This window comes from Parabacteroides provencensis, from assembly GCF_900232875.1.
Taxonomy (GTDB): Bacteria; Bacteroidota; Bacteroidia; order Bacteroidales; family Tannerellaceae; genus Parabacteroides; species Parabacteroides chinchillae.
The window spans coordinates 774167-798889 of record NZ_LT960489.1 but is presented as its reverse complement, the minus strand read 5'-3'; the positions used below and the strand labels follow the sequence as shown (position 1 = coordinate 798889).

21 protein-coding genes are annotated in these 24723 nt (G+C 39.7%); 14 read left to right on the top strand and 7 right to left on the bottom strand.

Going from position 1 to position 24723, the window contains the following annotated elements:
• The first annotated feature begins 39 nt into the window (after positions 1-39).
• Both CTY47_RS10180 and CTY47_RS10175 read left to right on the top strand, forming a co-directional pair.
• Positions 40-741, top strand: a complete 702-nt coding sequence (locus tag CTY47_RS10180; RefSeq protein ID WP_099464638.1) for a response regulator transcription factor — start codon at positions 40-42, stop codon at positions 739-741.
• Positions 738-2009, top strand: coding sequence for a sensor histidine kinase (locus CTY47_RS10175; protein WP_099464637.1), 1272 nt, complete (start codon positions 738-740; stop codon positions 2007-2009). The genes CTY47_RS10180 and CTY47_RS10175 overlap by 4 nt, the downstream gene beginning before the upstream one ends.
• A 12-nt stretch (positions 2010-2021) precedes the next feature.
• Here CTY47_RS10175 and CTY47_RS10170 read toward each other — a convergent pair whose 3' ends face one another.
• From CTY47_RS10170 to CTY47_RS10160, 3 genes are all read right to left on the bottom strand, one after another.
• Complete coding sequence (locus tag CTY47_RS10170; protein WP_099464636.1) at positions 2022-2858, bottom strand: PepSY-like domain-containing protein; 837 nt, start codon at positions 2856-2858, stop codon at positions 2022-2024.
• An 18-nt stretch (positions 2859-2876) separates the two neighbouring features.
• Positions 2877-3314, bottom strand: coding sequence for a PepSY-like domain-containing protein (locus CTY47_RS10165; RefSeq protein ID WP_099464635.1), 438 nt, complete (start codon positions 3312-3314; stop codon positions 2877-2879).
• Positions 3315-3382: 68 nt separating this feature from the next.
• Positions 3383-3982 carry an HU family DNA-binding protein gene (locus CTY47_RS10160; RefSeq protein ID WP_099464634.1) on the bottom strand — a complete coding sequence of 200 codons (600 nt, stop codon included), beginning with the start codon at positions 3980-3982 and terminating at the stop codon, positions 3383-3385.
• A gap of 189 nt (positions 3983-4171) precedes the next feature.
• Here CTY47_RS10160 and CTY47_RS10155 point away from each other — a divergent pair, with 189 nt between their 5' ends.
• From CTY47_RS10155 to CTY47_RS10140, 5 genes are all read left to right on the top strand, one after another.
• On the top strand, positions 4172-6424 hold the full coding sequence (locus CTY47_RS10155) for a trypsin-like peptidase domain-containing protein (RefSeq protein ID WP_099464633.1): 2253 nt from the start codon (positions 4172-4174) through the stop codon (positions 6422-6424).
• A gap of 134 nt (positions 6425-6558) precedes the next feature.
• Positions 6559-8250 (top strand): tetratricopeptide repeat protein, encoded by a 1692-nt coding sequence (locus CTY47_RS10150; RefSeq protein ID WP_099464632.1) that lies wholly within the window; start codon positions 6559-6561, stop codon positions 8248-8250.
• 109 nt (positions 8251-8359) lie between these two features.
• The gene (locus tag CTY47_RS17370; protein WP_233202126.1) at positions 8360-8785 is read left to right on the top strand and encodes a transposase; all 426 of its coding nucleotides are present in this window, start codon (positions 8360-8362) and stop codon (positions 8783-8785) included.
• Complete coding sequence (locus CTY47_RS17365; protein ID WP_317044074.1) at positions 8716-9657, top strand: IS3 family transposase; 942 nt, start codon at positions 8716-8718, stop codon at positions 9655-9657. Before CTY47_RS17370 ends, CTY47_RS17365 begins: the two co-directional genes overlap by 70 nt.
• A gap of 162 nt (positions 9658-9819) precedes the next feature.
• Positions 9820-11343, top strand: coding sequence for a DUF4434 domain-containing protein (locus tag CTY47_RS10140; RefSeq protein WP_099464631.1), 1524 nt, complete (start codon positions 9820-9822; stop codon positions 11341-11343).
• A 180-nt stretch (positions 11344-11523) separates the two neighbouring features.
• On the opposite strand, the gene typA is transcribed toward CTY47_RS10140, so the two are convergent.
• Positions 11524-13320, bottom strand: a complete 1797-nt coding sequence (gene typA / locus CTY47_RS10135; RefSeq protein WP_099464630.1) for a translational GTPase TypA — start codon at positions 13318-13320, stop codon at positions 11524-11526.
• Between the two features lie 170 nt (positions 13321-13490).
• Here typA and rpsO point away from each other — a divergent pair, with 170 nt between their 5' ends.
• The 3 genes from rpsO to CTY47_RS10120 all read left to right on the top strand — a co-directional run bounded on the left by rpsO (position 13491) and on the right by CTY47_RS10120 (position 16166).
• Positions 13491-13760 carry a 30S ribosomal protein S15 gene (gene rpsO / locus CTY47_RS10130; protein ID WP_099464629.1) on the top strand — a complete coding sequence of 90 codons (270 nt, stop codon included), beginning with the start codon at positions 13491-13493 and terminating at the stop codon, positions 13758-13760.
• Positions 13761-13920: 160 nt separating this feature from the next.
• Positions 13921-14505 (top strand): helix-turn-helix domain-containing protein, encoded by a 585-nt coding sequence (locus tag CTY47_RS10125; RefSeq protein ID WP_099464628.1) that lies wholly within the window; start codon positions 13921-13923, stop codon positions 14503-14505.
• A gap of 11 nt (positions 14506-14516) precedes the next feature.
• Entirely contained in the window at positions 14517-16166 is a 1650-nt protein-coding gene (locus tag CTY47_RS10120; protein ID WP_099464627.1) for an AMP-binding protein, read from the top strand.
• 80 nt (positions 16167-16246) lie between these two features.
• On the opposite strand, the gene CTY47_RS10115 is transcribed toward CTY47_RS10120, so the two are convergent.
• A complete protein-coding gene (locus tag CTY47_RS10115) occupies positions 16247-18478 on the bottom strand; it encodes a polyribonucleotide nucleotidyltransferase (RefSeq protein WP_099464626.1) in 2232 nt (743 codons plus the stop codon).
• A gap of 202 nt (positions 18479-18680) precedes the next feature.
• Between CTY47_RS10115 and CTY47_RS10110 the strand changes: the two genes are divergently transcribed.
• The 3 genes from CTY47_RS10110 to CTY47_RS10100 all read left to right on the top strand — a co-directional run bounded on the left by CTY47_RS10110 (position 18681) and on the right by CTY47_RS10100 (position 20906).
• Positions 18681-19835 carry a TlpA disulfide reductase family protein gene (locus CTY47_RS10110; protein ID WP_099464625.1) on the top strand — a complete coding sequence of 385 codons (1155 nt, stop codon included), beginning with the start codon at positions 18681-18683 and terminating at the stop codon, positions 19833-19835.
• Positions 19836-20027: 192 nt separating this feature from the next.
• Positions 20028-20498, top strand: coding sequence for a transcription elongation factor GreA (gene greA / locus CTY47_RS10105; protein ID WP_099464624.1), 471 nt, complete (start codon positions 20028-20030; stop codon positions 20496-20498).
• Positions 20499-20510: 12 nt separating this feature from the next.
• Positions 20511-20906, top strand: coding sequence for an HIT family protein (locus CTY47_RS10100; RefSeq protein WP_099464623.1), 396 nt, complete (start codon positions 20511-20513; stop codon positions 20904-20906).
• Positions 20907-21127: 221 nt separating this feature from the next.
• On the opposite strand, the gene CTY47_RS10095 is transcribed toward CTY47_RS10100, so the two are convergent.
• Together CTY47_RS10095 and CTY47_RS10090 are read right to left on the bottom strand one after the other, a co-directional pair.
• The gene (locus CTY47_RS10095) at positions 21128-22219 is read right to left on the bottom strand and encodes a PspC domain-containing protein (RefSeq protein WP_099464622.1); all 1092 of its coding nucleotides are present in this window, start codon (positions 22217-22219) and stop codon (positions 21128-21130) included.
• Between the two features lie 11 nt (positions 22220-22230).
• On the bottom strand, positions 22231-22557 hold the full coding sequence (locus CTY47_RS10090) for a PadR family transcriptional regulator (RefSeq protein ID WP_099464621.1): 327 nt from the start codon (positions 22555-22557) through the stop codon (positions 22231-22233).
• 314 nt (positions 22558-22871) lie between these two features.
• On the opposite strand from CTY47_RS10090, the gene CTY47_RS10085 reads away from it, so the two are divergent.
• Positions 22872-24680: an AMP-dependent synthetase/ligase gene (locus CTY47_RS10085; protein WP_099464620.1), complete on the top strand. Its 1809-nt coding sequence runs from the start codon at positions 22872-22874 to the stop codon at positions 24678-24680.
• Positions 24681-24723: the final 43 nt, after the last annotated feature.

The following is a 24723-nucleotide window of genomic DNA, read 5'->3' as shown; positions in this document are numbered from 1 at the left end:
TCCGTTAGTATATTTGAAGATTGTAAACAAAACATGCACATGAAGATATTAATTGTAGAAGACGAGCCTTCATTGCGGGAACTTATGTATAAAACGCTCTTACAGGAAAGGTACGTAGTAGAAACAGCCGGTACATATCTTGAAGCCAGTTTAAAGATAACGGATTACAGCTACGACTGTATTCTGCTTGATATTATGCTACCCGACGGAAACGGATTGAAACTGCTGGACGATTTAAAGAAGCAACATAAACAAGAAAGTGTCATTATCATTTCGGCCAAAGACTCTATAGACGACAAAGTGTCCGGATTAGAGCTAGGTGCAGACGACTATTTGCCCAAACCTTTCCATTTGGCAGAACTCAACGCACGCATCAAAAGCGTTATGCGCCGTAGATGGGGCAACGGCGACATGTCTATACAACTTGGCAACATACGGATAGAGCCGGATAGTTTCCGGGTATTTATTGCCGGCAAAGAAATCGAATTACTCAAAAAAGAATATGACATATTACTTTATTTCATGAACCGCCCGAACCATCTCATCGACAAAGCCGCATTGGCTGAAGCCGTATGGGGCGACCATATCGACCAGTCGGACAACTTTTACTTTGTATACGCTCAGGTTAAGAACCTGCGTCAACAATTAAAAAAAGCCGGAGCGGACGTTGAGATTCGTTCCATTTATGGTTTCGGTTATAAAATTGTAATCTGTAATAACGAATCTACCGGCAAACAATGAAATTGATATACCGCATACTAATCCGTCTTTCGGTTGTGCTGCTCCTTATACTTAGCGGCTGGGCAGTATTCTTTTATTACACAATGGTTGAAGAAATAAACGATGAAGTAGACGATGCCCTTGAAGACTACTCCGAAACAATTGTCCTTCGGGCACTGGCCGGACGGGAACTTCCTTCTGCCAACGACGGTACAAACAACACCTATCAAATACATGAAATAACCAAAGAGGAAGCAGACTCTTACCCCTCAATACATTATTATGATGCGGAGATTTACATTCAGGAGAAAAAAGAAACCGAACCCGCACGTATACTCCGGACTATTTTCGCCAATAACGAAGGACGTTATTTCCTGCTCGAGGTGTCTACACCTTCTTTCGAAAAAGAAGACTTGCGTGGAGCCGTTGCCTCCTGGATCGTATTCCTTTACGCAACACTTCTTGTTACTCTGCTGATTGTATGTGCTTGGGTATTCTACAGAAGCCTGAAACCGCTTTATACGCTGCTACATTGGCTGGACGGATATTTGCCCGGTAAACCGATTGCTCCGTTACAAAATAAAACGACAATCAGCGAATTCCGCCGTTTGAACGATGCTGCCCAACGCGCGGCAAAACGTTCGGAACTGGCATTCAACCAGCAAAAGCAATTCATAGGAAATGCTTCGCACGAACTTCAAACCCCACTGGCCGTATGCACAAACCGGATTGAATGGCTACTGGACAATACAGACCTGACTGAGGAACAGATGGCTGAATTGTTTAAAACAAAGCATACATTGAATTATATCATCCGCCTTAATAAATCTCTATTGTTCCTGTCGCGAATTGATAACCGGCAATTTACAGAAAGCTGCCCGATCGAAATAAACAATCTGGTAAAAAGACTCCTGGACGATTATAAAGAAATATTCTGCTATAACGGACTAATTGTTTCGCTGGAAGAATCCGGAACATTTACCCTTATAATGAACGAAGCACTGGCAGAGGCTCTAATCTCTAATCTGGTCAAAAATGCTTTCATTCATAATAAGGAGAATGGTTATATCCATATCACCCTGAAAGAACAAAGTTTTGTTATTGCCAATACAGGCACAGATTTCCCACTGGACAGCGAGCATATTTTCGACCGCTTCTATCAGGGAAGCCGCAAGGAAGAATCTACCGGACTGGGGCTAGCCATTGCAGACGCTATCTGCAAACAGTATCAGCTCCATCTTTCTTATGAATACAGAAAAGGAGAACACTTGTTCTCCCTTTCCAAATAAAAACATCTTTATTTATAAAATAATTCCGTCTTCAGTTATCCGCAAGTCCACCTCCAGCTTGCCCTGTTCCAATTCCACCAGATACCATTCTTCGGAAGGAGTCTGGATAAACTCTGCATCGTCAATCTCATAGGTGGCATAAGGAGATGCTTTAATTGCAGCAACTACGGCAGAAGGCAATTCGGAAGCATGCACGTCCGTTTTGGTTTGTACCCAAGAGCCATCCGCTTTAAACAATAGTTCACGCTTAACTTTTCCATCCAGTATATCGACTTCCGTCATATCTTTTTCTTTTTCGATCTCAATAATACGGGCATCCGGGTAAGTAGTCTTTATATATTCCTCAACATTTCCGGCAGGTTGGGCAGGGATAAAGTCCTCATAGTCATCGTCAGTATCGACATCAGCTACTGCCTTTATCAATATGCCGTCCGGCGAGTAATAAATATCCGTTTCAGTGTTTCCTTCTTCTACTTCAATTACGTAAACAGTTTCCATGTCTTTGCGTTCTATCATATCCACGTCATCAACCTTCCAGTTTTTATATTCACTCTGCTGGAAAGATGTTTTCACCGCAGAAGGAAGGGCATCGAATGGAATGTCCGTTTCAGTCATATACCAAACCCCGTTATTGTCATACCAGGCTTCTGTATCTTTATTGTCTTGCTTAAAATCGGCTACCAGGTACGTGTTACGCTTTTCCCATCCCACACTTTTAGCAGACGGATATTGAGTTGTAAAAGCAGTTTGGGTTGTTTCGCTTACCCACTCCAGACCTTTATCATTTTTATCGTCACAACTCATTAACAACCCTGCAGCCAATACAATAGTGCATACCATTCTCTTCATAGTAAATTCCTTTCTTATTTAATTATCAATGTTAATCAGATTAAACTTCTTGTCAAATTTTAATTCGAGGCCATTCGATAACTTTGCCTCATAATCACGGGAGCTTTTTTCAATTTTCACGATAGTCTGTTCCGCATAATTCGACTTCACATAACGAAGAATTACAGAAGGAACAACCGCTTCGGGCACTGCTGCATATTTACAATCCACCTCTTTCCAACTGCCATCCTTGTCAAACTCTACCTTAATACTATTCGTAAATATAACCTCATACTTCTTGTCGAACCATTCCTTTTCCATTTTGGTCAGGGCAACTTTATCGTTTGGGAAGTACTTCTTTACATACGCTTGTGCCTTGGCAGGCAACTCATTAAACGGAATAGGGCGGTCGTCGTCCGCATGTACCGCCGTATTTACGGCCAGCAGACACATTAATAAGACCAAAATCTTCTTCATTGTTGTTCATTTTTATTGTCAGACATCTTTTTACCAACCTTTCGGTAAGACAAAGATGAAGCACAATTTTAAAATGAATCTGAAATAGAATAAAGAAATGTACTTCCTACAGATTCTTTCCTGAGTTTTCCTTCCTTCATCATCCGTTTCAGATCGGCAGCGGCTTTTGTCTTTCCGCAATGGCAAAGGCTACGATATATTTTACCGGAAATGTAAGGGTGTGTTTTCAGGTATTCCATCGTAAAGGCTTCGCATTGTTCGGGTGTATACATTTCTCTTTCCTTTTCTTCCGAACGGACTACGGGCATTGCTTTTAGACGATCGCGCAATTTGGAAGACGAGCGGAAAGTTACATCACGAAAATGTACCGACTCTGCCCTTATTTCCTTTTTATCCATCACCGGACGGCATTTAAGCGCAATGCCGAATGTGCCTATCCCTTCCAGCTCGATATTGTATCCAAACAGCAAAGCATCGGCTATTACATCCTGCAATAATTGCAGAGCACCTTTTATATCGGCCGAAGAAAGGGACGAACGTCCGTTGGCATTTCTTACCAGATCGTCTAAACGCATAGTTCCGTTAGGTACGAAACGGGCATGAAGCGGCTGTTTTCCATTCTCTTTGTCAGGAGTAAGATTGCGTACTAATTTGTATTGTGCAGACATATTAAGTAAATTGATTTAGTTTTATACGTATTCTGTTAATCCTTTTGTCAGGATATATTACCTGTTTGCTCCCATACTTATAACTGTCCGCCATTCGACGGACAACCGTCCGCCGACCAATGAACGATTATAAGTAAAGCACCAAAGATATAAAATATCAGCATATTTTTATCTACATTTGCCGGTATTATGAGTAAAGGGTTTCTTTTTATATCTGTTTTCCTGCTGTTGGCTGTCAAACCAACCATAGCCCAAATATCTCACGGAGGAAAGCCCCTGGCCTGGAATGCCCTGTCCGGAATAGAATCCAGAAGTGCAGAAGCTTCATTGTTTGTGGATATGCCGTCTTTTGACGTTGAAGAGGAATTACGCATCGATTCGCTTAATGAAAGTGATACGCGCGGCGGTTACCGTTTTGCCTATAAGTTCATAACCGACTACAATCCCAACAACTCAGGTGTAAATTTCACATTACCGGACGGCACGCGTGTGTGGCGGCTGGGAATCCGTTCCCCGGGTGCTTATTCTATTAATATCTTATTTACCCGGTATGAATTGCCTGAAGGCGCCCAACTATTCTTATATAACCGGGACAGAAGCCAGATACTTGGCTCTTTCAACCAGATGAACAATTCCGAATCCGGAATCCTTCCTGTAGCGCCTGTACAAGGCGACGAACTTATTATTGAATATCAGGAACCGGCCAAAGCCGCCTTCAGAGGAAAATTGACTGTTGGAGAAGTGAACCATGCCTACCGTGATTTAAGAGGAGACGAACCTAGGCCGGGCTCAGACGAATATAAAGCCATTCCTCCATTAGCCTGTTACGCAACCGGGGGAAGTATTTATGAACCATTGGGCAGAAGTGTGGTAATGATGCTTATAGACGGAGTGATTGCATGTTCGGGCACATTAGTCAACAACATGCAAAATGACGGGAAACCTTATTTGCTTACGGCATCACATTGCCTGAACCGCAGTTTTACAGTCTCTAATCCCGATTACCAAAAGGTGGCCGGACGGATTGTGTTTTTCTTCAATTACGACAGTCCAACCTGCAATACTATTTTAAAAGGCACAGAAGAAATGTCCGTAGCCTCTGCCAAAAGTATTGCCATAAACGAACAAACTGACCTGGCATTACTTGAGCTATCACAACGCCCTCCGGTATATTACCAGCCATATTATGCCGGATGGAATGCAACACAGATAAGCAATCCTCCTTATGCAGGCATTCATCATCCCGGAGGTTCCGTAAAACGGATAAGTCTGTCGGAAGACAATATAAAGTTGAATACTTTTAATACAATCGGGACACATTTCTATGATAATTGTCATTGGCACGTACAAAAATGGTCTGACGGATTTACCTCAAAAGGCTCATCGGGTTCCGCACTATTCGACTCGGAAGGATACGTAATAGGAGCTTTATCCGGCGGACTATCCATGCAAGACAAACCATTTGACGACTTTTATTATGCACTTAGCCAGACGTGGACAATTTCGGAAGAAACAGATAAGCAACTAAAACACTGGCTGGACCCGGCCAATACAAATAAACTTTTATGCAAAGGGCTCGATCCTTACGAACAAGACCATTGTTTGAAACTGAGTAATGTGGAAGCTACCGGAAAACAGGAATTAATCGAAACGGCATCAATCCCGGCAACTAACACCGAGCCTCTTTTCGGAAACAACTCCTTAGGTGTTACCGAATGTGCCGAAGCCTATACTATCACCGGCAAAGCCCTGATTTACGGAGCTTATTTTGTTACACCATCCGTTACAGGCAGTTATAAAGATCTGAATGTCGAGGTTAACGTTTATGGCGGGACAGATAAGCCCCAAACACTTTTACATACGGAACCATTCCGTCCCTCCTACCAGAACCTGAACACATCCGATAATTCTTTTCAGGAGACCGACAAGCCGTTAAACCGCTCACAAGAGACTTACATTCATTTTTCCAAACCTATCGCCGTTGATGGAACATTTTACATAAGTTATAAAATAACAGCCCCTAAAGGAACTACTTTCTCTGTCTATAATCTCCCGAAAGGAGAAACAACTAAAAACACGGCATGGGCTAATTACAACGGCAAGTGGATCGAGGCTACAACTTACCCGCAAAACCCATTCAGCACATCACTGTACATTGACCCGGTCATACAATATACAACAAGCGTTGGGATAGAAGATATAGAAGATAATAATCCTATACGTATCTATTTAGAAAATAACCACAAAACACTACGCGTGTTGCTGCCCAACGGTACGGAAAAAGCCAGTTATGAACTATTATCCCTGGAAGGGAAAATTCTTCAGGCCGGAAACATCCGCTCCAATATTGGCATCATCCCTGTAAATGTATCTGCAAAAGGAATTTATCTTGTAAAAATAACATGTAATAACAGATACTATACACAAAAGTTAATATTTTAATCAAAATTAGAAAGATTTTTCCTTATCTTTACCGCTCATAACAAAAAAAATACTTTAATTTTGCACTTTGATAGGTAAGGGACAATTGGAAGTGAATATATAAACATAGTAACATTTTAAACTTACATCAAATTATGAACAAAAAGTTTTTATTGCCTTTCTTAGTATTGGCAGCAATCGTAACCTTTTCTTCTTGTTCCAACAAGTTGAAACCGTTAGCAGAACAGTACATTAAAGCTGAACCGCAGCCGCTAGAGGCTATCGGTGGCAAAGTACCTGTAACTATCAATGCAACTTTCCCTGCTAAATGGTTCAATAAGAAAGCTGTAGTAACCGTTACTCCGGTACTTCGTTACCAGGGTGGTGAAGCTTGGGGTACTTCTTATACTTACCAAGGTGAAAAAGTGAAAGGTAACAACCAGGTTATCCCTCAAAAAGAAGGTGCAAACGTAACAATGAAGTCTTCTTTCACCTACAAACCTGAAATGAAGAAATCTGAACTGTATCTTACTTTCGAAGCAAAAATCAAAAACAAGACTGTTAAGTTGCCGGATGTAAAGATCGGTGAAGGCGTTATCGCTACATCAGAATTGGCAGACGCTGCATCAGCTAACGCTGCTATCGCTGCCGACAAATTCCAACGCATTATCAAAGAAGCTCATGATGCAAACATCATGTTCCTGATCCAACAAGCTAATCTTCGTGCAAAAGAAATCAACTCTGACGCAGTTAAAGAATGGAAGGAAATCGTTAAGAATGCTGACGAAGCTCCTAACCAGAGTGTAGCTATCGAAATCCAGGCTTATGCTTCTCCTGATGGTGGTTTCAAATTGAACAATACATTGTCTGAAAACCGTGAAAAGAATACAACCAAATATCTGAACAAGGAATTGAAGAAGATGAAAGTTGATGCTCCGGTCGATGCTCGTTACACTGCTCAGGACTGGGAAGGTTTCAAAGAATTGGTATCTGCTTCCAGCTTACAGGACAAAGATCTTATCTTGCGTGTAATCTCTATGTATCAGGATCCTGAAACAAGAGAAAAAGAAATCAAGAACATCTCTGCTGTTTATTTGGATTTGGCTAACACAATCCTGCCTCAGTTGCGTCGTTCTCGTTTGACAGCTAACGTTGAAATCATCGGTAAGTCTGATGACGAAATCAGCGCATTGGCTAAGAGCAATCCTTCTGAACTGAACGTAGAAGAAATTCTTTACGCTGCAACATTGACTAACAACAATGGCGAAAAGATGACTATCTATACTAAAGCTGCTGAATTATATCCTAACGATTACCGTACTTGGAACAACATCGGTATGATGGCATTCCGCGCTGGTGATTTGAACAAGGCAGAACAAATGTTCAACAAATCCAACTCAGTTAAGAACAATCCTGAAGCTAACATGAACTTAGGTTTGATCGCTTTAACTAAGGGTGACCAAGCTAAGGCTCAGCAATTGTTCGGTAGCGCTGCCGGTGTTGCTGAATTGAGCGAAGCTCTGGGTGTTCTTTATCTGGAACAAGGCGAATGGGCTAAAGCTGCTAACTCTTTCGGTTCAGTTAAGTCTAACAACGCTGCATTGGCTCAGATCCTGGTTAAGGATTACAGCAAAGCTTCTCAGACATTGAATGCAGTTGCTACTCCTGACGCTATCACTTCTTATCTGAAAGCTGTTGTTGCTGCCCGTACAAACGATGCTAACGGTGTTATCAGCAATTTGAAAGCTGCTATCGCTGCAGATAAGGCTTTGGCTAAAGAAGCTGCTATCGATCTGGAATTTGCTAAATATGCAACTAACGCAGATTTCGCATCATTGGTTAAGTAATTAAGTTTACAATCCACATAAAAGGGCTGCATCCATTTGGATGCAGCCCTTTTCTTTTATATAGAAATGTCTAGTCCTAAAATAGCGTTACACCAAATTAAGTAACGAAATGAAAAAGTCAGAAACCAAGTACATTAGACGTACACAAAAGGATTACAGCATGTCCTTTAAATTATCAGTAGTTCAAGAGTATGAAACAAGCCGGCTAAGTATGGAGGCTATTCAGCGTAAATATGGCATACAAGGAAGCCATACATTAAAACGTTGGATTGAAAAATATGGTAACTTTGACGTGTCAAACAAATCTCATTGTCCCGTGGAAAAGAGTAAGGAACAGCAACTGCTTGAATTGGAGCAGAAAATAAAGTTGTTGGAGCGCAAGAACGCCCGCCTGGAGAAGGAACTCGAATTAAAGGATATAAAAGCCGAATTCTTTGATATGATGATAGATATCGCAGAAAAGGAATATCACATCGATATCCGAAAAAACTCCTTTCCCGAACAGTCCTCCAATACAAAGAAGAAAAATCCGTAAGTATCAGCGGGATCTGCCGACTGCTCGGGATAAGCAGGCAAAAATATTACCGTCAGCATTGGAGTATAGACAGGAGTCGCCAAAAAGCTACCGAAGTTGTAGAGATAGTACAGGGTCTCCGTTTGGAGATGCCCCATATAGGTACCCGTAAACTCTATCATATGCTTCAGCCGGTATTGAAAGAGAAGAAAGTTGGCCGTGACAGGCTGTTTGACATACTACGTGCCAACCACATGCTCATAAAGCCTGTCCGTTCCTATCATGTGACGAACAACTCCCACCATCGGTTCCACAGGCACAAGAACCTTGTGGCAAATATGGAATCTATACGTCCGGAAGAAATCTGGGTTTCGGATATAACCTATATAAGAAATAGAAACAGTCACTTGTATCTCTCATTGGTTACAGACGCTTATTCAAAGAAGGTTATGGGATATGACCTTTCCTGTTCTTTGGACACTCAGGGTACCCTTAATGCCTTAAAGATGGCCAACGGCAACCGATTGTACAGGGAGGAACCCTTAATACATCACTCAGATCGTGGTATACAATACTGCTCCGATGCATATCAGAGATTATTGAAACGGTATCATATCATACCGAGCATGACTGAATCCTATGATCCTTATGCAAATGCCATAGCAGAAAGGATAAACGGGATACTCAAACATGAGTTTCTGCTTGAAGACCTTAATCTTCCATTGGCACAGATGAAGCGTCTGGTAAAGGATGCTGTTTATAAATATAATAATCTCAGACCACATTACTCGTGCGGATACAAAACACCGGAGTATATGCACCATCAGAGGCAGATTAAAATTAAAAGTTATAAAAACAAACAGTTCAGCAAGGCTAGCCTTGCTGAACTGTGATAAATGTTTTAGTTTTGTCCAATAACTGTAACGGTTATTTAGGACTAGTCAAAATTATAAAAAACACAAAATAAAACTCATCTTGTACGTATATAAGGGCGCAACTGCGTCTTATTGGCAGTATAACTTATTTACTCATTCAAAAAAAGTACGGGAAAAAAGATGAACACATTGAGCAAAGCAATTGCATTATTGATTTTATTAACTATCGGGACACTAGTAACAGAAGCACGTACCACAAAGCCAATACGTGGAACATGGCTCAACCTTACTTATCAGGATGTACGCAATAAATACATGAACCCTGCACATATAGATAATACCAACCCGGATTTATGGAGGCTCAAAGTAAAAGAACTGTCGGAAATGGGTGTGAATTATCTGGTCATTATGGCTGTTGCCAATGAAGGACAATCATTCTATCCATCCGATTTTATGCCTCACGCATATTCCGACAATCGCGAAAGTCCGGTAGAAGCTATTATGAACGCAGCCGATGATAATAACATGCAGGTTTTTATGAGTTGTGGCTGGGCTAAAAACCAAGATGATGATCTTCGCAAACCCGAAATACGCAAAACACAGATACGGATAATGGAAGAAGTAGCCGCAAAATTCGGTCATCATAAATCATTCTACGGATGGTATTTACCGGTTGAAGATGCCGTTAATCCTTATCTGCCGGAACACGCCGTCGATGCTGTTAATACATTAACGGCAGAAGCACGCCGTTGCAAACCGGATGCTGTAGTAATGGTTTCTCCTTATGGAGTTCGTTTATCAAATGTAGATGATCCTAAGTTCGGGGAACAAATAGCAAAACTAAAAGTAGATATTATTGCATTCCAGGATGAAATAGGGTGTGTTCCTGAAACACTTCCACTGCCTCTGATGAAAGAAAACTTCCGTAAGCTATGCGATATCCATAAAAAAGCCGGGATCCGTTTTTGGGCAAACAACGAATCGTTTACTTGGGAGAAAGGAACAAATTCCAGAGAATCGGCATTAATCCCTGCAGCATTTCCGCGTTTCCTTTCCCAAATGACTGGAGTAACGAAGGCTGGCGCCGAAGAGGTAATCAGTTTTGCTATGTATGGCATATATGACAAACCGAGCTCGGAAATGCCTATCGGACAACCATGCTTGTCCGCCAAAGCCTACCTGGATTATATGGACTGGAAAGCAGGGAAAGGACGCTGGCCTTTATTAGAAGCTACATTTACAAATGATCTATACCACGATGCCATAGATAAGAATATAACATTTATATCACAACCAAGCTCTAAATATAATAGAGGAAATCTGACAGACAAGAAACTGGGTGATGAAGATATGAAAAACCCGAATTGGTTAGGATTTAAAGATAAAGACATGGATGCCATATTAGATTTAGATTCTGTAAAGGTTATCCGGACATTAGCAATCCGCTTCCTGAACTATCTGCCTAAATCCATAGCTTTGCCTGATATGGTAGACTTCTATTTGTCTACGGATGGGGAATCGTTTAAAAAGGTAAAGACCGTGGCAATGGAAACAACACCTAATAACATACATGATTGCTGGATTGATATTGCTGTAGCCGACGGATTAAATGAACAGGCACGCTACATTAAGGTTGTTGCCTCCAACAAGGCCAATTACTGGCTGTTGGCAGACGAAATACTAGTAAATCCCGAATTTAATTAAAATTTAAAGGATGTACAAATACAAAGCGGGCACCTATGAATTTCTAATAAATATATTGAGCGAGGAATGAAGCTGCAATAATCGTAAAAAACACAACATGCGCAAGCTTTTAAACAAAACAATATAGGCGATATAAATTGATTTATACCGCCTATACTTCTACTTTATCTGTTAAAAATTTTATCTTCCGGCACGTTTGCGCTCTGTTTCATCCAAAATAATTTTACGCATACGCATACTATTAGGCGTAATTTCAACATACTCATCTCCTTTGATATATTCCAAAGCATCTTCCAAACTAAATACTGTAGGAGGAGCCAAAGATACTTTGTCGTCGGAACCGGATGCACGCATATTTGTAAGTTTCTTTGATTTCGTAACATTCACGACCAAATCATTTTCTTTAGTATGCTCTCCGACAACCTGTCCTGCATATACTTCTTCCTGAGGTTCAATAAAGAAACGTCCGCGTGACTGCAAGTTATTCAAAGCGTAAGCATAAGCCGTACCCGTTTCCATTGCTATGATAGAACCATTCATGCGACGTTCTATATCACCTTTCCAAGGTTGATATTCCAAAAAACGGTGTGCCATAATAGCTTCTCCGGCCGATGCAGTAAGGACAGCATTATTCAAACCGATAATACCACGGGAGGGAATTACAAATTCCAAATGCATACGTTCATTCTTACTTTCCATCATAGTCATTTCACCCTTACGCTTGGTTACCATATCAATAATACGGCTCGAGCAGTCTTCCGGTAAATTAACTGTAAGCTGTTCTACCGGTTCACATTTAACACCATCAATCTCTTTAATGATAACCTGCGGTTGTCCGACTTGCAATTCATACCCTTCACGGCGCATGGTTTCTATCAAGACAGACAAATGCAATACGCCACGGCCATACACTAGCCATGAATCTGCCGAGTCTGTAGGAACAACACGCAAAGCCAGGTTTTTATCCAATTCTTTCTGCAAACGTTCGAAAATATGACGGGAAGTAACGAATTTTCCTTCTTTTCCGAAGAATGGAGAATTATTGATTGTAAAAAGCATAGACATCGTTGGTTCGTCAATAGCAATTGTTGGCAAAGCCTCCGGCCCATTCGCATCTGCAATTGTTTCACCAATTTCAAAACCTTCGATACCGATAACAGCACATATATCGCCAGACTGAACAGCATTTACCTTGGTACGTCCTAATCCTTCAAAAACGTCAATTTCCTTGATTCTTGATTTTACCATCGAACCATCACGCTTACACAACATAATGTCCTGACCTTCTCTTAATTCGCCACGATGTACGCGACCTACCGCAATACGGCCTACATATTTGGAATAGTCAAGCGAAGTGATCAACATCTGTGAAGAACCTTCCAATACCTGAGGCCCTGGTATATGTTCAACAATTGCGTCCAGCAAAGCGGTAATATCTTCTGTCGGATGATTCCAATCTGTAGACATCCACCCTTGTTTTGCAGATCCGTATATAGTAGGGAAATCCAATTGTTCTTCTGTCGCATCTAAACTAAACATCAGGTCGAACACCATTTCCTGTACTTCAGACGGACGGCAATTCGGTTTATCTACCTTATTAATTACAACAATTGGCTTTAATCCGAGTTGGATCGCTTTCTGTAATACAAAACGGGTCTGAGGCATCGGACCTTCGAATGCATCAACTAATAACAGGCATCCGTCTGCCATATTCAATACGCGTTCAACTTCTCCTCCGAAGTCTGCGTGCCCCGGAGTATCAATGATATTGATCTTACAATCTTTATAGTTAATTGATACGTTTTTGGCAAGGATAGTAATACCTCTTTCGCGTTCCAGGTCGTTATTATCCAGGAACTGATCCGGCTCAGCCTGTCCTTCACGGAAGAGCTTGCCGGCTAATAACATCTTATCCACGAGTGTTGTTTTACCGTGGTCTACGTGCGCGATAATCGCGATGTTTCTGATCTTTTGCATTGAAGACTAATTTATTGGGCACAAAAATACAATATTTTTATGACATCTCAGTGACATTCAATGCCCAAAATATAAAAAAGAAGGACAAAAGTCTTGCAAATCAAAAAGTAATCCATACCTTTGCATCCGCTTAGATAACATAGTATTAATTTATTAAAGTAACAAGAATCATGTTTTTAGATTCAGAAAAGAAAAAAGAACTTTTTGAGAAGTACGGAAAGTCAGCTACTGACACCGGTTCTGCAGAAAGCCAAATTGCTTTATTCACAGTTCGTATTGCTCACTTAACAGGACACTTGAAGGTTAATCATAAAGACCATAGTTCTGAAAGAGCACTAAAGATGTTGGTAGGTAAGCGTCGTCGTTTACTGGATTACCTGATAAAAGTTGATATCGAAAGATATCGTTCTATCATCAAAGAACTTGGTATAAGAAAGTAAAAAATTCACTTCATACGAAGTTTATAAAGGGGTAGCTTGATCATAAAGCTACCCCTTTTTCTTTTACTTATTGAGTGTATAATAAAATATTAATGTAAATTTGCGGCGTTTGGTTACAAAATATCAAACTTAATACGGATTCTAATATAAAATCATACTTATGGGAAATAACAAAATAATCGGTGCCAAAATACAAAGCATCCGAGAATCAAAGCAATTGTCGATCGAAGAAGTTGCAGAACGCTCAGGTTTGAAAGTGGAACAGATTGAACGTATTGAGTCAAATATAGACTTTCCGTCTTTGGCTCCTCTAATAAAAATAGCCCGGGTATTCGGTGTAAGATTAGGAACGTTCCTCGACGACCAATCCGAATTAGGGCCTGTCATCTGCCGCAAAAAAGACAGCAATGAAACAAACAGCATAGGCTTCACCAACAACGCATCTATGGAACGAAAGCATATGGAATACCATTCGCTTTCACAAGATAAATCCGGACGCCACATGGAACCGTTCCTGATTGATATAGCTCCATCGGAAGAAGGTGTAGACTTCGTTCTTTCTACACATGAAGGTGAAGAATTCATCTATGTATTAGATGGTATAGTGGAAATAAACTATGGAAAAAACACATTCGTTCTGGAAGAAGGAGATAGTATTTATTATGATTCAATTGTAGCCCATCATGTACATGCCGGAACAGACAGTACGGCCAGAATCTTAGGCGTTGTTTATACTCCTTATTAATTTTTACAGGTATGGAATTACAAAACAGAACACTCGGCCAATGGCTTGAGCATTGGGCGGAAACCACACCAGACAAAGAATATATTGTATATTCCGATCGCGATTTGCGCTTTACATGGAGTGAGTTTAATAAACGTGTCGACAACATGGCGAAAGGATTACTTTCCATTGGGGTAAAACACGGAACACATGTCGGGATTTGGGCAACAAACGTTCCGGATTGGTTAACATTCCTTTTTGCAGGTGCTAAAATCGGGGCCGTATTGGTAACAGTCAACACCAATTACAAACAGAGTGAATTAGAGTTTCTGGTTGAAAATGCAGACATTCATACTCTATGTATTACAGACGGTGTATTCGACGGAAGTTATGTTGACATGGTTTATACTATGCTTCCCGAATTAAGAGAATCGCAACGAGGCTATCTGAAAAGTAAAAAATTTCCTGTATTAAAAAACGTAGTTTATATCGGTCAGGAAAAATATCGTGGTATGTACAATACCCCGGAATTATTGCTATTAGGCGATAATGTAAGTAATGAAACATTAGCTGAAGCAAAAGCAAAAGTAAACTGCCACGACGTTGTGAATATGCAATACACATCCGGAACAACCGGATTTCCCAAAGGAGTCATGCTGACACACCATAATATAACCAATAATGGTTTTTTAACGGGTGAACACATGAAGTTCACAGCAGATGATAAGCTTTGTTGCTGTGTACCTCTGTTTCATTGCTTTGGCGTAGTATTAGCTTCTATGAACGTATTGACACATGGTTGTACACAGGTTATGGTTGAGAAGTTTGACCCGCTTGTTGTACTTGCCTCCATTCACAAAGAACGGTGTACTGCTCTTTATGGAGTACCTACTATGTTTATAGCAGAGCTGAATCATCCAATGTTTAAGATGTTTGATCTTACCTCTCTCCGTACCGGGATTATGGCAGGTTCCCTTTGTCCCGTTGAACTAATGAAACAGGTAGATGAGAAAATGTTTATGCGCGTAACCAGTGTGTATGGCTTAACAGAAACATCACCGGGCATGACTCATTCACGAATTGACGATCCGGCTGAAATACGATATAATACAGTAGGGCGTGACTTCGAGTTTACCGAAGTACGCGTGATTGATCCTGAAACTGGAGAAGAATGCCCTGTTGGCGTACAGGGAGAAATGTGTAACCGCGGTTATAATAATATGAAAGGCTACTATAATAACCCGGCTGCTACTGCTGAAATAATTGACAAAGACGGTTTCTTACATAGTGGTGATCTCGGAGTAAAAGATGAAAACGGAAATTACCGTATTACCGGACGTATCAAAGATATGATCATCCGTGGTGGTGAGAATATTTATCCTCGTGAAATAGAAGAATTTTTATATCATTTAGAAGGTGTAAAAGATGTGCAGGTGGCTGCTGTTCCATCAAAAAAATATGGAGAAGAAGCCGGAGCTTTCATTATTCTACATGAAGGAGTGAGCATGACAGAAGATGTAGTAAAAGATTTTTGCCGTGGTAAAATTGCCCGTCACAAAATACCCAAATATGTATTTTTTATAGATACATTCCCCATGACCGGAAGTGGCAAGATACAGAAGTTCAAATTAAAAGACTTAAGCCTGCAGCTACTAAAAGAGCAGGGAATAGAGCCAATATAAGTATTACAATAAAAGTGCATAAGCAAAGGGGCTATCTACACTCGTTAGATAGCCCCTTTCTTTATAATAATAATGAATGATTATTCTTGACGGTCACGGTATGGTGTACGATTTTCACGATCCTGACGAGGACCACGATCGCCACGTTCCGGTCTTGGCCCGCGCTCTTGTCTTGGCGGACGTTCTTCATAACCTTCCGGTTTAGGAAGAAGGACTTTGTGAGAAAGTTTGAACTTACCTGTTTTTGCGTCAATATCGACTAACTTAACAGAGATGGTATCACCTTCTTTCAAACCTGCTTGTTCCACTGTTTCCAAACGTTTCCAGTCAATTTCAGAAATGTGAAGCAAACCATCTTTTCCCGGCATAAATTCTACAAATGCGCCGTAAGGCATGATAGAGGATATTTTACCTTCGTAAACTTCACCTACTTCTGGAACAGCAACGATACCTTTGACAGCTCTGATTGCTGCATCAATAGTTTCTTTATTGTTGCCTGCAATTTCAATTCTTCCAGCACCATCTACTTCTTCAATAGTGATTGTTGCTCCGGTTTTTTCCTGGATTCCCTGGATAATTTTTCCGCCCGGGCCGATTACTGCACCAATAAATTCTTTACCGATAATCATTGTTTCGATGCGTGGAGTATGCGGTTTCAAATCTGAACGGGTTTCCGGTTGTGCTTCCATTATCTTGCCTAGGATGTGCATACGGCCGGCTTTTGCCTGGGCTAGCGCATTCTCAAGAATTTCGTAAGACAATCCGTCTACTTTGATATCCATTTGAGTTGCTGTAATGCCATTTTCTGTACCGGTAACCTTGAAGTCCATGTCCCCTAAGTGGTCTTCATCACCTAAGATGTCCGAAAGGATAGCGTAATTCGTACCTTTGTTTTCGGAAATAAGTCCCATAGCGATACCTGATACCGGTTTCTTCATCGCTACACCTGCATCTCTCAGAGCTAATGTTCCTGCACAAACAGTTGCCATAGAAGAAGAACCATTTGATTCCAGAATGTCGGAAATGACGCGTACAACATAAGGATAGTTTTCCGGAATCATACGTTTCAGGGCACGCCATGCTAAATGGCCGTGTCCAATTTCACGACGTCCGACACCGCGGGATGCCTTAGCTTCACCAGTGGAGAACGGAGGGAAATTATAATGTAAAAGGAAACGTTCTTTGCTTTGGTTCAATACGTCGTCTATCATCTTTTCATCAGATTTAGTACCTAATGTGACGGTAGATAATGATTGTGTTTCACCACGTGTAAAAATAGCGGATCCGTGAGGGCCAGGTAAACAGTCAGTTTCGATCCAGATCGGACGGATTTCAGTTGTTTTACGGCCATCCAAGCGCTTTCCTTCATCAAGGATAGCGCGACGCATTGCTTCTTTTTCTACATCATGATAGTAACGGCCGATCATTCCAACTTTTTCGTCGGTCAGTTCTTCTTCGGAGAATTGAGCCTTATAATCTTCGATAATTTTCTCGAAAGCTTCGGCACGCTCGTGCTTGCCTATGCCTGACGTTGCAACTGCATAAGCGCTTGCATAGCATTTGTCGTGTACATCTTTGCGAAGTTCTTCATCGTTTACTTCATGGCAGTATTCGCGTTTGTTTAATTTGCCACAAGCTTCAGATAATTCAATCTGTGCCTGGCACTGTTTCTTGATTGCTTCGTGAGCAACTTTGATGGCTTCAAGCATTTCGGATTCCTGAACTTCGTTCATTTCTCCTTCTACCATCATGATGTTGTCTAAAGTGGCACCAACCATGATGTCGATATCCGCTTTTTCTAATTGTGAGAAAGTCGGGTTTACGATAAACTGACCATCAACACGGGCAACACGTACTTCAGAGATAGGACCATTAAAAGGAATATCGGAAACAGCTAATGCAGCAGAAGCTGCTAAACCAGCTAATGCGTCCGGCATATCTTCGCCATCAGCAGAAAACAATATGATGTTTACGTATACTTCAGCATGGTAGTTGTCTGGAAAAAGCGGACGGAGGGCACGGTCTACCAGACGTGATGTAAGGATTTCATAGTCGGAAGCTTTACCTTCTCTTTTTGTAAAACCTCCAGGAAAACGGCCAAATGCAGAATATTTTTCTTTGTATTCAACCTGTAACGGCATAAAGTCAACACCGGGATTTGCATCTTTTGCGGCACATACGGTAGCTAGAAGTACAGTGTTGTTCATACGAACAGTAACTGAACCATCTGCCTGTTTTGCCAATTTCCCGGTTTCGATTGTGATGGTTCTTCCATCACTTAATTCGATCGTCTTGTTAATTGGATTAAGCATAATCTTCTTTTCTTATTTTTCTATCTATAAAAATTGCTGCAAATGTAATGAAAGTTTGAGTGTAAATACATGAAAATGAAAATAAATAACGAGTTAAAAGTAGTTTTTTGTAAAAAACCTCGGAAGAATTATAGAATAATAGTGTCACAATTGCAAATTAATGTATATTTGCAGCACAAAATATATATAGATATAAAAAGCAATGAAACAAATATCTACTAAATTGCTGGTTGTGCTCTGTGTGATGTCATTTTTATTTACGTCTTGTAATAAATCTGAATTTACGGTGAAAGGTGTGGTAGCGGGTGCTGATGGCCAGATAATGTATTTGGAGAATGTAGGCATATCAAATGTTACTTTACTGGATTCGGTAAAATTGACTGCTTCCGGTAAATTCAAGTTTTCGAAACCCCGTCCTGCTTTTCCTGATTTTTATCAACTGAGATTAAATAATCAATTGATTAACTTTTCTGTAGATTCAACGGAAACTATTACAATTGCTGCTGATGCAGGTACATTTGCAACCTCTTATACTGTCGATGGTTCTGAAAATTGTAAAGCGATGAAAGCTATTACTCTGGCTCAATTGGATGCAAATCAGATAATAGGTCGTTTACGTAAAGAATATGAAGCGAAACAATTAGCAGATACTACATACAGGGACAAGGTTCTGGCTGCGGCAAATGCATATAAAGATGTGGCATTTAAGTATATTTATTCCGCCCCGATGTCGGCTGCGGCTTATTTTGCTTTATTTCAGCAGGTAGATGGCTTATTATTCTTCGATTTATATGACAAGAAGGATTCTAAAGCTTATGGTGCGGTTGCTACTAGCTTTGATCATTATTATCCGGAAAGTCCCCGCTCGAAACATCTTCATAATTTAGCATTGCAATCTATAAAGGTAATTCGTGCCCAACGCCCTGTGATATTGAATAATGTAGAAGCAAATGAAATAAGTTTCGTGGATATAGCATTGCCCAACGTTCGTGGTAATGTTGTTAAGCTTTCAGAGATTGCTAAAGACAGGCCGGTGTTGATTAATTTTACGGCTTTTCAGACTGAATGGTCTCCTGCGTTAAATATGGAGTTGGGAGATTTGTACACTAAATACCATGATAAGGGATTGGAAATATATCAGATTTCTCTGGATAGCGATTCTCATTTCTGGAAAAACGGTGCTTCAAATCTTCCATGGATATGTGTGCGTGATCCGCAATCGGTTTATTCTCAAATTGCCGGTTTATATAATGTGAAACAACTACCTGCAATATTTATTTTAGACCGGAAAGGTAATTTGGTAAAACGTGTTGATGATGTGAAAAAATTAGAATCTGATGTGAAGTCGGTTCTGTGAAATTCTTAGTAAACAATCAAGTAGATATGTTGTAAAGCACTTTCGGAAAGTTGTATGTCTTGAAAAAAAAGCGTACTTTTGTAAAGTGTTAATGAAATAAGAAGAGGAGTTCCGGCCAGGTACTGGTCGGGATTCTTTTTTTATTATGTCGTAAATAAATTTGTTAAAATAAAAATTTAAGGAGGATTTAATATGGCTGTTAGTTATATGACAGAGGAAGGTTATAACAAGATTTTGGCAGAGATCAACTATCTTGAAACCGTGAAACGTCCTGAAATCTCTGCACAAATAGCTGAAGCGAGAGACAAAGGCGATTTGTCTGAAAATGCAGAATATGATGCAGCTAAAGAGGCCCAAGGAATAATGGAGGCAAAGTTGGCTCAATTAAAATCATTGATTTCTAATGCCCGTTTGATTGATGAATCTCGTGTGCAGACAGAAGAAATTCAGATTTTGAATAAAGTAAAGATAAAAAATACGAAGAATAATGCGGTAATGACATATATGCTGGTGTCAGATTCGGAGGCGAATCTGAAAGAAGGTAAGATTGCTGTAAGTACTCCTATAGCTCAGGGTTTAATGGGCAAGAGAGTGGGTGATATTGTTGAAATAAAAGTACCGTCTGGTATAATGAGTTTCGAAATTATGGACATATCAATTTAATCATAAAAGGCAATGGCAACGATATTCAGCAGAATAGTAGCAGGAGAGATTCCGTGCCATAAAGTGGCAGAGAATGACGAATTTTTTGCTTTTCTGGATATAAATCCGGTAGCTTTAGGGCATACGTTAGTAATTCCGAAAAAAGAAGTTGATTATATTTTTGATATTGACGATCCCATGCTCGGCCGAATGATGGCATTTGCTAAACGGGTTGCTCATGCGCAAGAATCTGCTATAGCCTGTAAACGAGTAGGGCTGGCTGTTATGGGGTTGGAAGTTCCCCATGCCCATATTCATTTGATTCCTATTACAAAAGAATCGGATATGTATTTTGGTGGAAAGAAGCTGGAAATATCCCAGGAAAAGTTAGCAGAAATTGCGGCTAAAATTCAGAAAGAGTATAAATAAGAAATATTTATTTTAATTTCTAAATAAGATTATTATATTTGTAATCTCTATTATGTAAGCTATGTTTATTAGGACTTGCAAATAGGCTAAATTAGATTCATTAGTGGTTTTTACTCATAAATTTGTTAACCTTGGAAGAAGGCCCCTCTGAGACAGAGCGGCCTTCCTTTTTTTAACGCACAATTATAACTATGAAAATTATTTATTTTAACGAAATTGTATTATATATGAATGGAAAGATTGTCCCAAAATAACGTGTTCCATCCATTAATATTGGTGTAATATAGATAGATACCGCAAATTAACATTGAAATGATCCATAATACTAATAAAGCCCATTTGGCTTGTGTTGGTAATGGTTTTGCTTTAAATAACTGTCCGCATATAGTGTATACCAAAGAAAATACCGGAATACCAATCAATAAAATCGTTCCCAGGCATCCTAAAATAACTAATGGGATAGGAGCTCCATTGTATAAATCCATTCCGAATGGTGATAAATGATAGATAAAGCCGGCTCCTCCGGCTGCGAGTGCAATTGTTACTATAACCAGAATAAATATAACTAATAAAAGTACCGGTAATAAGATAATACCTATTAGTATAGTGAAAAATTTGAGTATAAAACCGATAATCATAACAAATGCATCAGCTAATTTCTGGAAGAAATTTCTGGGTTGTTCGGAGCTGATGTAGTCATTTACATTATTACTTACTTTTTCAAAACCATCAGTAACAGTTTTTCCTATATTTTCCAATGTAACACTTTCTCCACGCATAATTAATTTATCGGCAGCAGTATGTGCAACAGGCATGACAATCCAAAGAATGATATAAATAATTACTATTGGCGCATAAGGTATGAGAAGAAGAATAATCATAGCTAAACGGACAGCTGTTACGTCCCAACCCATATAAGCAGCAATACCGCCAGCTACTCCTCCTAATACGCGATTGTCCGGATCACGCATGAGTCTTTTCTTTTCAGTGTAGGCCTGATGTTCTTGCATTGGACGGGCTTTGGGCTCTTCTTTGCTTTTTTCTTCCTCTTCTTCAAAGATTTCTTCGGGTTTACCCATGCGCTTTATCACTTCTTCTACATTCTCTATTGTGATAACATTATAGCCCAGCCGGACACGCTCGCTCAGTAACTCTGAAATACGCATTTCAAAGTCTCCCATAATTTCATCGGTTCCTTCTTCTTTATTGAAGTGGACCCGGAGATTAGACAAATATTTGTCTAATAACTGATATGCATCTTCGTCAATGTGGAAAACCGTTCCTCCCAGATTAACAGTAAGCGTCTTCTTCATTGTCTTTATTTTTAATTGTTTCTAATGTGGTTTATTGTATCATTTAATTCCTGCCAGGAAGTTTCCAGTTCTCCAAGGAAGACAATGCCTTTTTCTGTTAACTGGTAATACTTGCGAGGAGGCCCCTGAGTTGATTCTATCCATTGATAACTTAAAAGTTCGCTGTTTTTTAAGCGAGTTAAAAGAGGATATAATGTACCTTCTACAACAATCAGTTTTGCTTCTTGTAACTTCTGAATTATGTCAGAGGTGTAAGCCGGCTCTTTTTTGAGGAGTAGTAGAATGCAATATTCCAATGTCCCCTTCCTCATTTGTGATTTTACGTTCTCTGCATTCATTGTTTATTGTTTTATGTTACAAAAATATGTAATGCCTGTGTACTATGCAATACATACTACTGTAGTTTATGCTCTTTTAACAATATGAGAAGTGTTATTGTTTATTATCTACTATTATTTGGTGACGTTTTCTGTGTTTGTTTCTCTAGTATGAAGCATTTGTTTTTCAGGTATAAAACAATTTGGAACCGATTATCATTAATAGACTATAATTGTTGCACAAAATAGATTGATCTGTGTAAAAATAGAAGTAAACCTATGTCTTTTAGAATATAAAAGCTTATTTTTGCGTCAACAATACAAAATAAAGGGTTATGATTTATTATCATTATGCCGAGTTGATACAGCGGCAAGCTGAAAAATATGGTTCGCGTACAGCTCTTAAATACAGAGATAATGCAAGCGGGAAATGGTTGAAAATCTCATGGAGAGAATTTGCCGATAAAGTTATGCTGACTGCTGAAGCTATGGCTGAGTTTGGAATAGAAGTACAGGAAAATATTGGTGTCTATTCTCAGAATATGCCTCAATGCTTATATACCGATTTTGGAGCTTATACAAATCGGATTGTATCTGTGCCGATGTATGCAACCAATTCTCCTGCACAGATTGAATATATTATTAATGATGCTAATATCCGTACTCTTTTTGTCGGTGAGCAATTACAATACAATAATGCATTTAAAGTTCAAAAAGAATCTGCCATATTAAAGCGTATAATTATTTTTGATTCTTCCGTAAAGTTGAACCCGGAGGATAAAACATCTGTTTATTTTGATGACTTTTTGCGTCTTGGGGATAATACTCATGCTGCATCTGCTGTGAAAATCCGTATGAACGGAGCTACTCCGGAAGATCTGGCTACGATAATATATACGTCAGGTACAACGGGGGAATCCAAGGGAGTGATGCTTCATCATTCTAATTATTTGGAAGCAATGCGTATCCATGATATCCGTTTGCCAATGGTTACAGATAAAGATACTTCAATGTGTTTTCTCCCATTGACCCATATTTTTGAAAAAGCGTGGGTATATTATTGTTTGCATAAAGGTGTGAAAGTTGCAATTAATTTGGACCCAAAAATGATTCAAAAGACTTTGGTGGAGGTACGTCCTACTTTAATGTGCAATGTTCCCCGTTTTTGGGAAAAAGTTTATGTAGGAGTTCATGAGAAAATTAATTCTTCGTCTCCGTTCATGAAGAAAATCTTTTTGGATGCGATAGAAACCGGACGTTTGTATAATTTAGAATATAAAAATAAAGGATTGAAAGCACCATGCGGACTTAGTACGAAGTTTGCTTTTTATGATAAAACTGTTTTCACGCTCTTAAAAAAGGTTTTAGGTATAGATCGCGGGCGCTTCTTCCCTGTCGCCGGAGCTCCTTTATCCGATGAAGTTAATGAATTTTTGCAATCTGTTAATATTCCGATCCGTTATGGATACGGATTAAGTGAAACGACTGCAACCGTTTGTTTTTATCCCGAAGAAGGATTTATATTTGGTTCTATAGGAACTATTATGCCGGATATACAGGTTAAAATAGACGAAGCTAATAATGAGATACTGGTAAAAGGAAAAACAGTAACTTCCGGTTATTATAATAAACCTGAAGAGAATGCGAAATCTTTTACTGAAGATGGTTTTTTCCGGACAGGAGATGCTGGCCGGTTGGAAGGCAATGTGCTGTTATTTACAGAACGAATTAAAGATTTATATAAAACTTCCAATGGTAAATATGTCGCCCCGCAGGCTATTGAAATGTTGATGAGCAGCGATAAATATATAGAACAGATTGCTGTTATAGGCGACCAGAGAAAGTTTGTTAGTGCTTTGATTGTACCGGTTTACTCTTTATTGGAGCAGTATGCAGAACAAAAAGGTATTCGATATGAAAACCGTGAAGATTTGATGAGCAATAAAGATATAATTCGATTAATAGAGTCTCGAATTGAAGAACACCAGAAGAATCTGGCTTCTTATGAACGAATTAAACGTTTTACTTTATTATCACAACCGTTTACAATGGAAGGCCGTGAGCTTACCGATACCCTTAAATTACGTCGTCCGGTCGTAGCAAAGAAATATGCGGAACAGATCGAGGCCATGTATCAGGAATAATAGGGTTGCCGGGTGTTGACTTAATACTTATCTTTGTAGAAAA

Bases quoted from the DNA above. Each gene is read 5' to 3' on its own strand.
- CTY47_RS10180 (WP_099464638.1), top strand. From the start codon at position 40: ATGAAGATATTAATTGTAGAAGACGAGCCTTCATTGCGGGAACTTATG.
- CTY47_RS10175 (WP_099464637.1), top strand. From the start codon at position 738: ATGAAATTGATATACCGCATACTAATCCGTCTTTCGGTTGTGCTGCTC.
- CTY47_RS10170 (WP_099464636.1), bottom strand. From the start codon at position 2,858: ATGAAGAGAATGGTATGCACTATTGTATTGGCTGCAGGGTTGTTAATG.
- CTY47_RS10165 (WP_099464635.1), bottom strand. From the start codon at position 3,314: ATGAAGAAGATTTTGGTCTTATTAATGTGTCTGCTGGCCGTAAATACG.
- CTY47_RS10160 (WP_099464634.1), bottom strand. From the start codon at position 3,982: ATGTCTGCACAATACAAATTAGTACGCAATCTTACTCCTGACAAAGAG.
- CTY47_RS10155 (WP_099464633.1), top strand. From the start codon at position 4,172: ATGAGTAAAGGGTTTCTTTTTATATCTGTTTTCCTGCTGTTGGCTGTC.
- CTY47_RS10150 (WP_099464632.1), top strand. From the start codon at position 6,559: ATGAACAAAAAGTTTTTATTGCCTTTCTTAGTATTGGCAGCAATCGTA.
- CTY47_RS17370 (WP_233202126.1), top strand. From the start codon at position 8,360: ATGAAAAAGTCAGAAACCAAGTACATTAGACGTACACAAAAGGATTAC.
- CTY47_RS10140 (WP_099464631.1), top strand. From the start codon at position 9,820: ATGAACACATTGAGCAAAGCAATTGCATTATTGATTTTATTAACTATC.
- typA (WP_099464630.1), bottom strand. From the start codon at position 13,320: ATGCAAAAGATCAGAAACATCGCGATTATCGCGCACGTAGACCACGGT.
- rpsO (WP_099464629.1), top strand. From the start codon at position 13,491: ATGTTTTTAGATTCAGAAAAGAAAAAAGAACTTTTTGAGAAGTACGGA.
- CTY47_RS10125 (WP_099464628.1), top strand. From the start codon at position 13,921: ATGGGAAATAACAAAATAATCGGTGCCAAAATACAAAGCATCCGAGAA.
- CTY47_RS10120 (WP_099464627.1), top strand. From the start codon at position 14,517: ATGGAATTACAAAACAGAACACTCGGCCAATGGCTTGAGCATTGGGCG.
- CTY47_RS10115 (WP_099464626.1), bottom strand. From the start codon at position 18,478: ATGCTTAATCCAATTAACAAGACGATCGAATTAAGTGATGGAAGAACC.
- CTY47_RS10110 (WP_099464625.1), top strand. From the start codon at position 18,681: ATGAAACAAATATCTACTAAATTGCTGGTTGTGCTCTGTGTGATGTCA.
- greA (WP_099464624.1), top strand. From the start codon at position 20,028: ATGGCTGTTAGTTATATGACAGAGGAAGGTTATAACAAGATTTTGGCA.
- CTY47_RS10100 (WP_099464623.1), top strand. From the start codon at position 20,511: ATGGCAACGATATTCAGCAGAATAGTAGCAGGAGAGATTCCGTGCCAT.
- CTY47_RS10095 (WP_099464622.1), bottom strand. From the start codon at position 22,219: ATGAAGAAGACGCTTACTGTTAATCTGGGAGGAACGGTTTTCCACATT.
- CTY47_RS10090 (WP_099464621.1), bottom strand. From the start codon at position 22,557: ATGAATGCAGAGAACGTAAAATCACAAATGAGGAAGGGGACATTGGAA.
- CTY47_RS10085 (WP_099464620.1), top strand. From the start codon at position 22,872: ATGATTTATTATCATTATGCCGAGTTGATACAGCGGCAAGCTGAAAAA.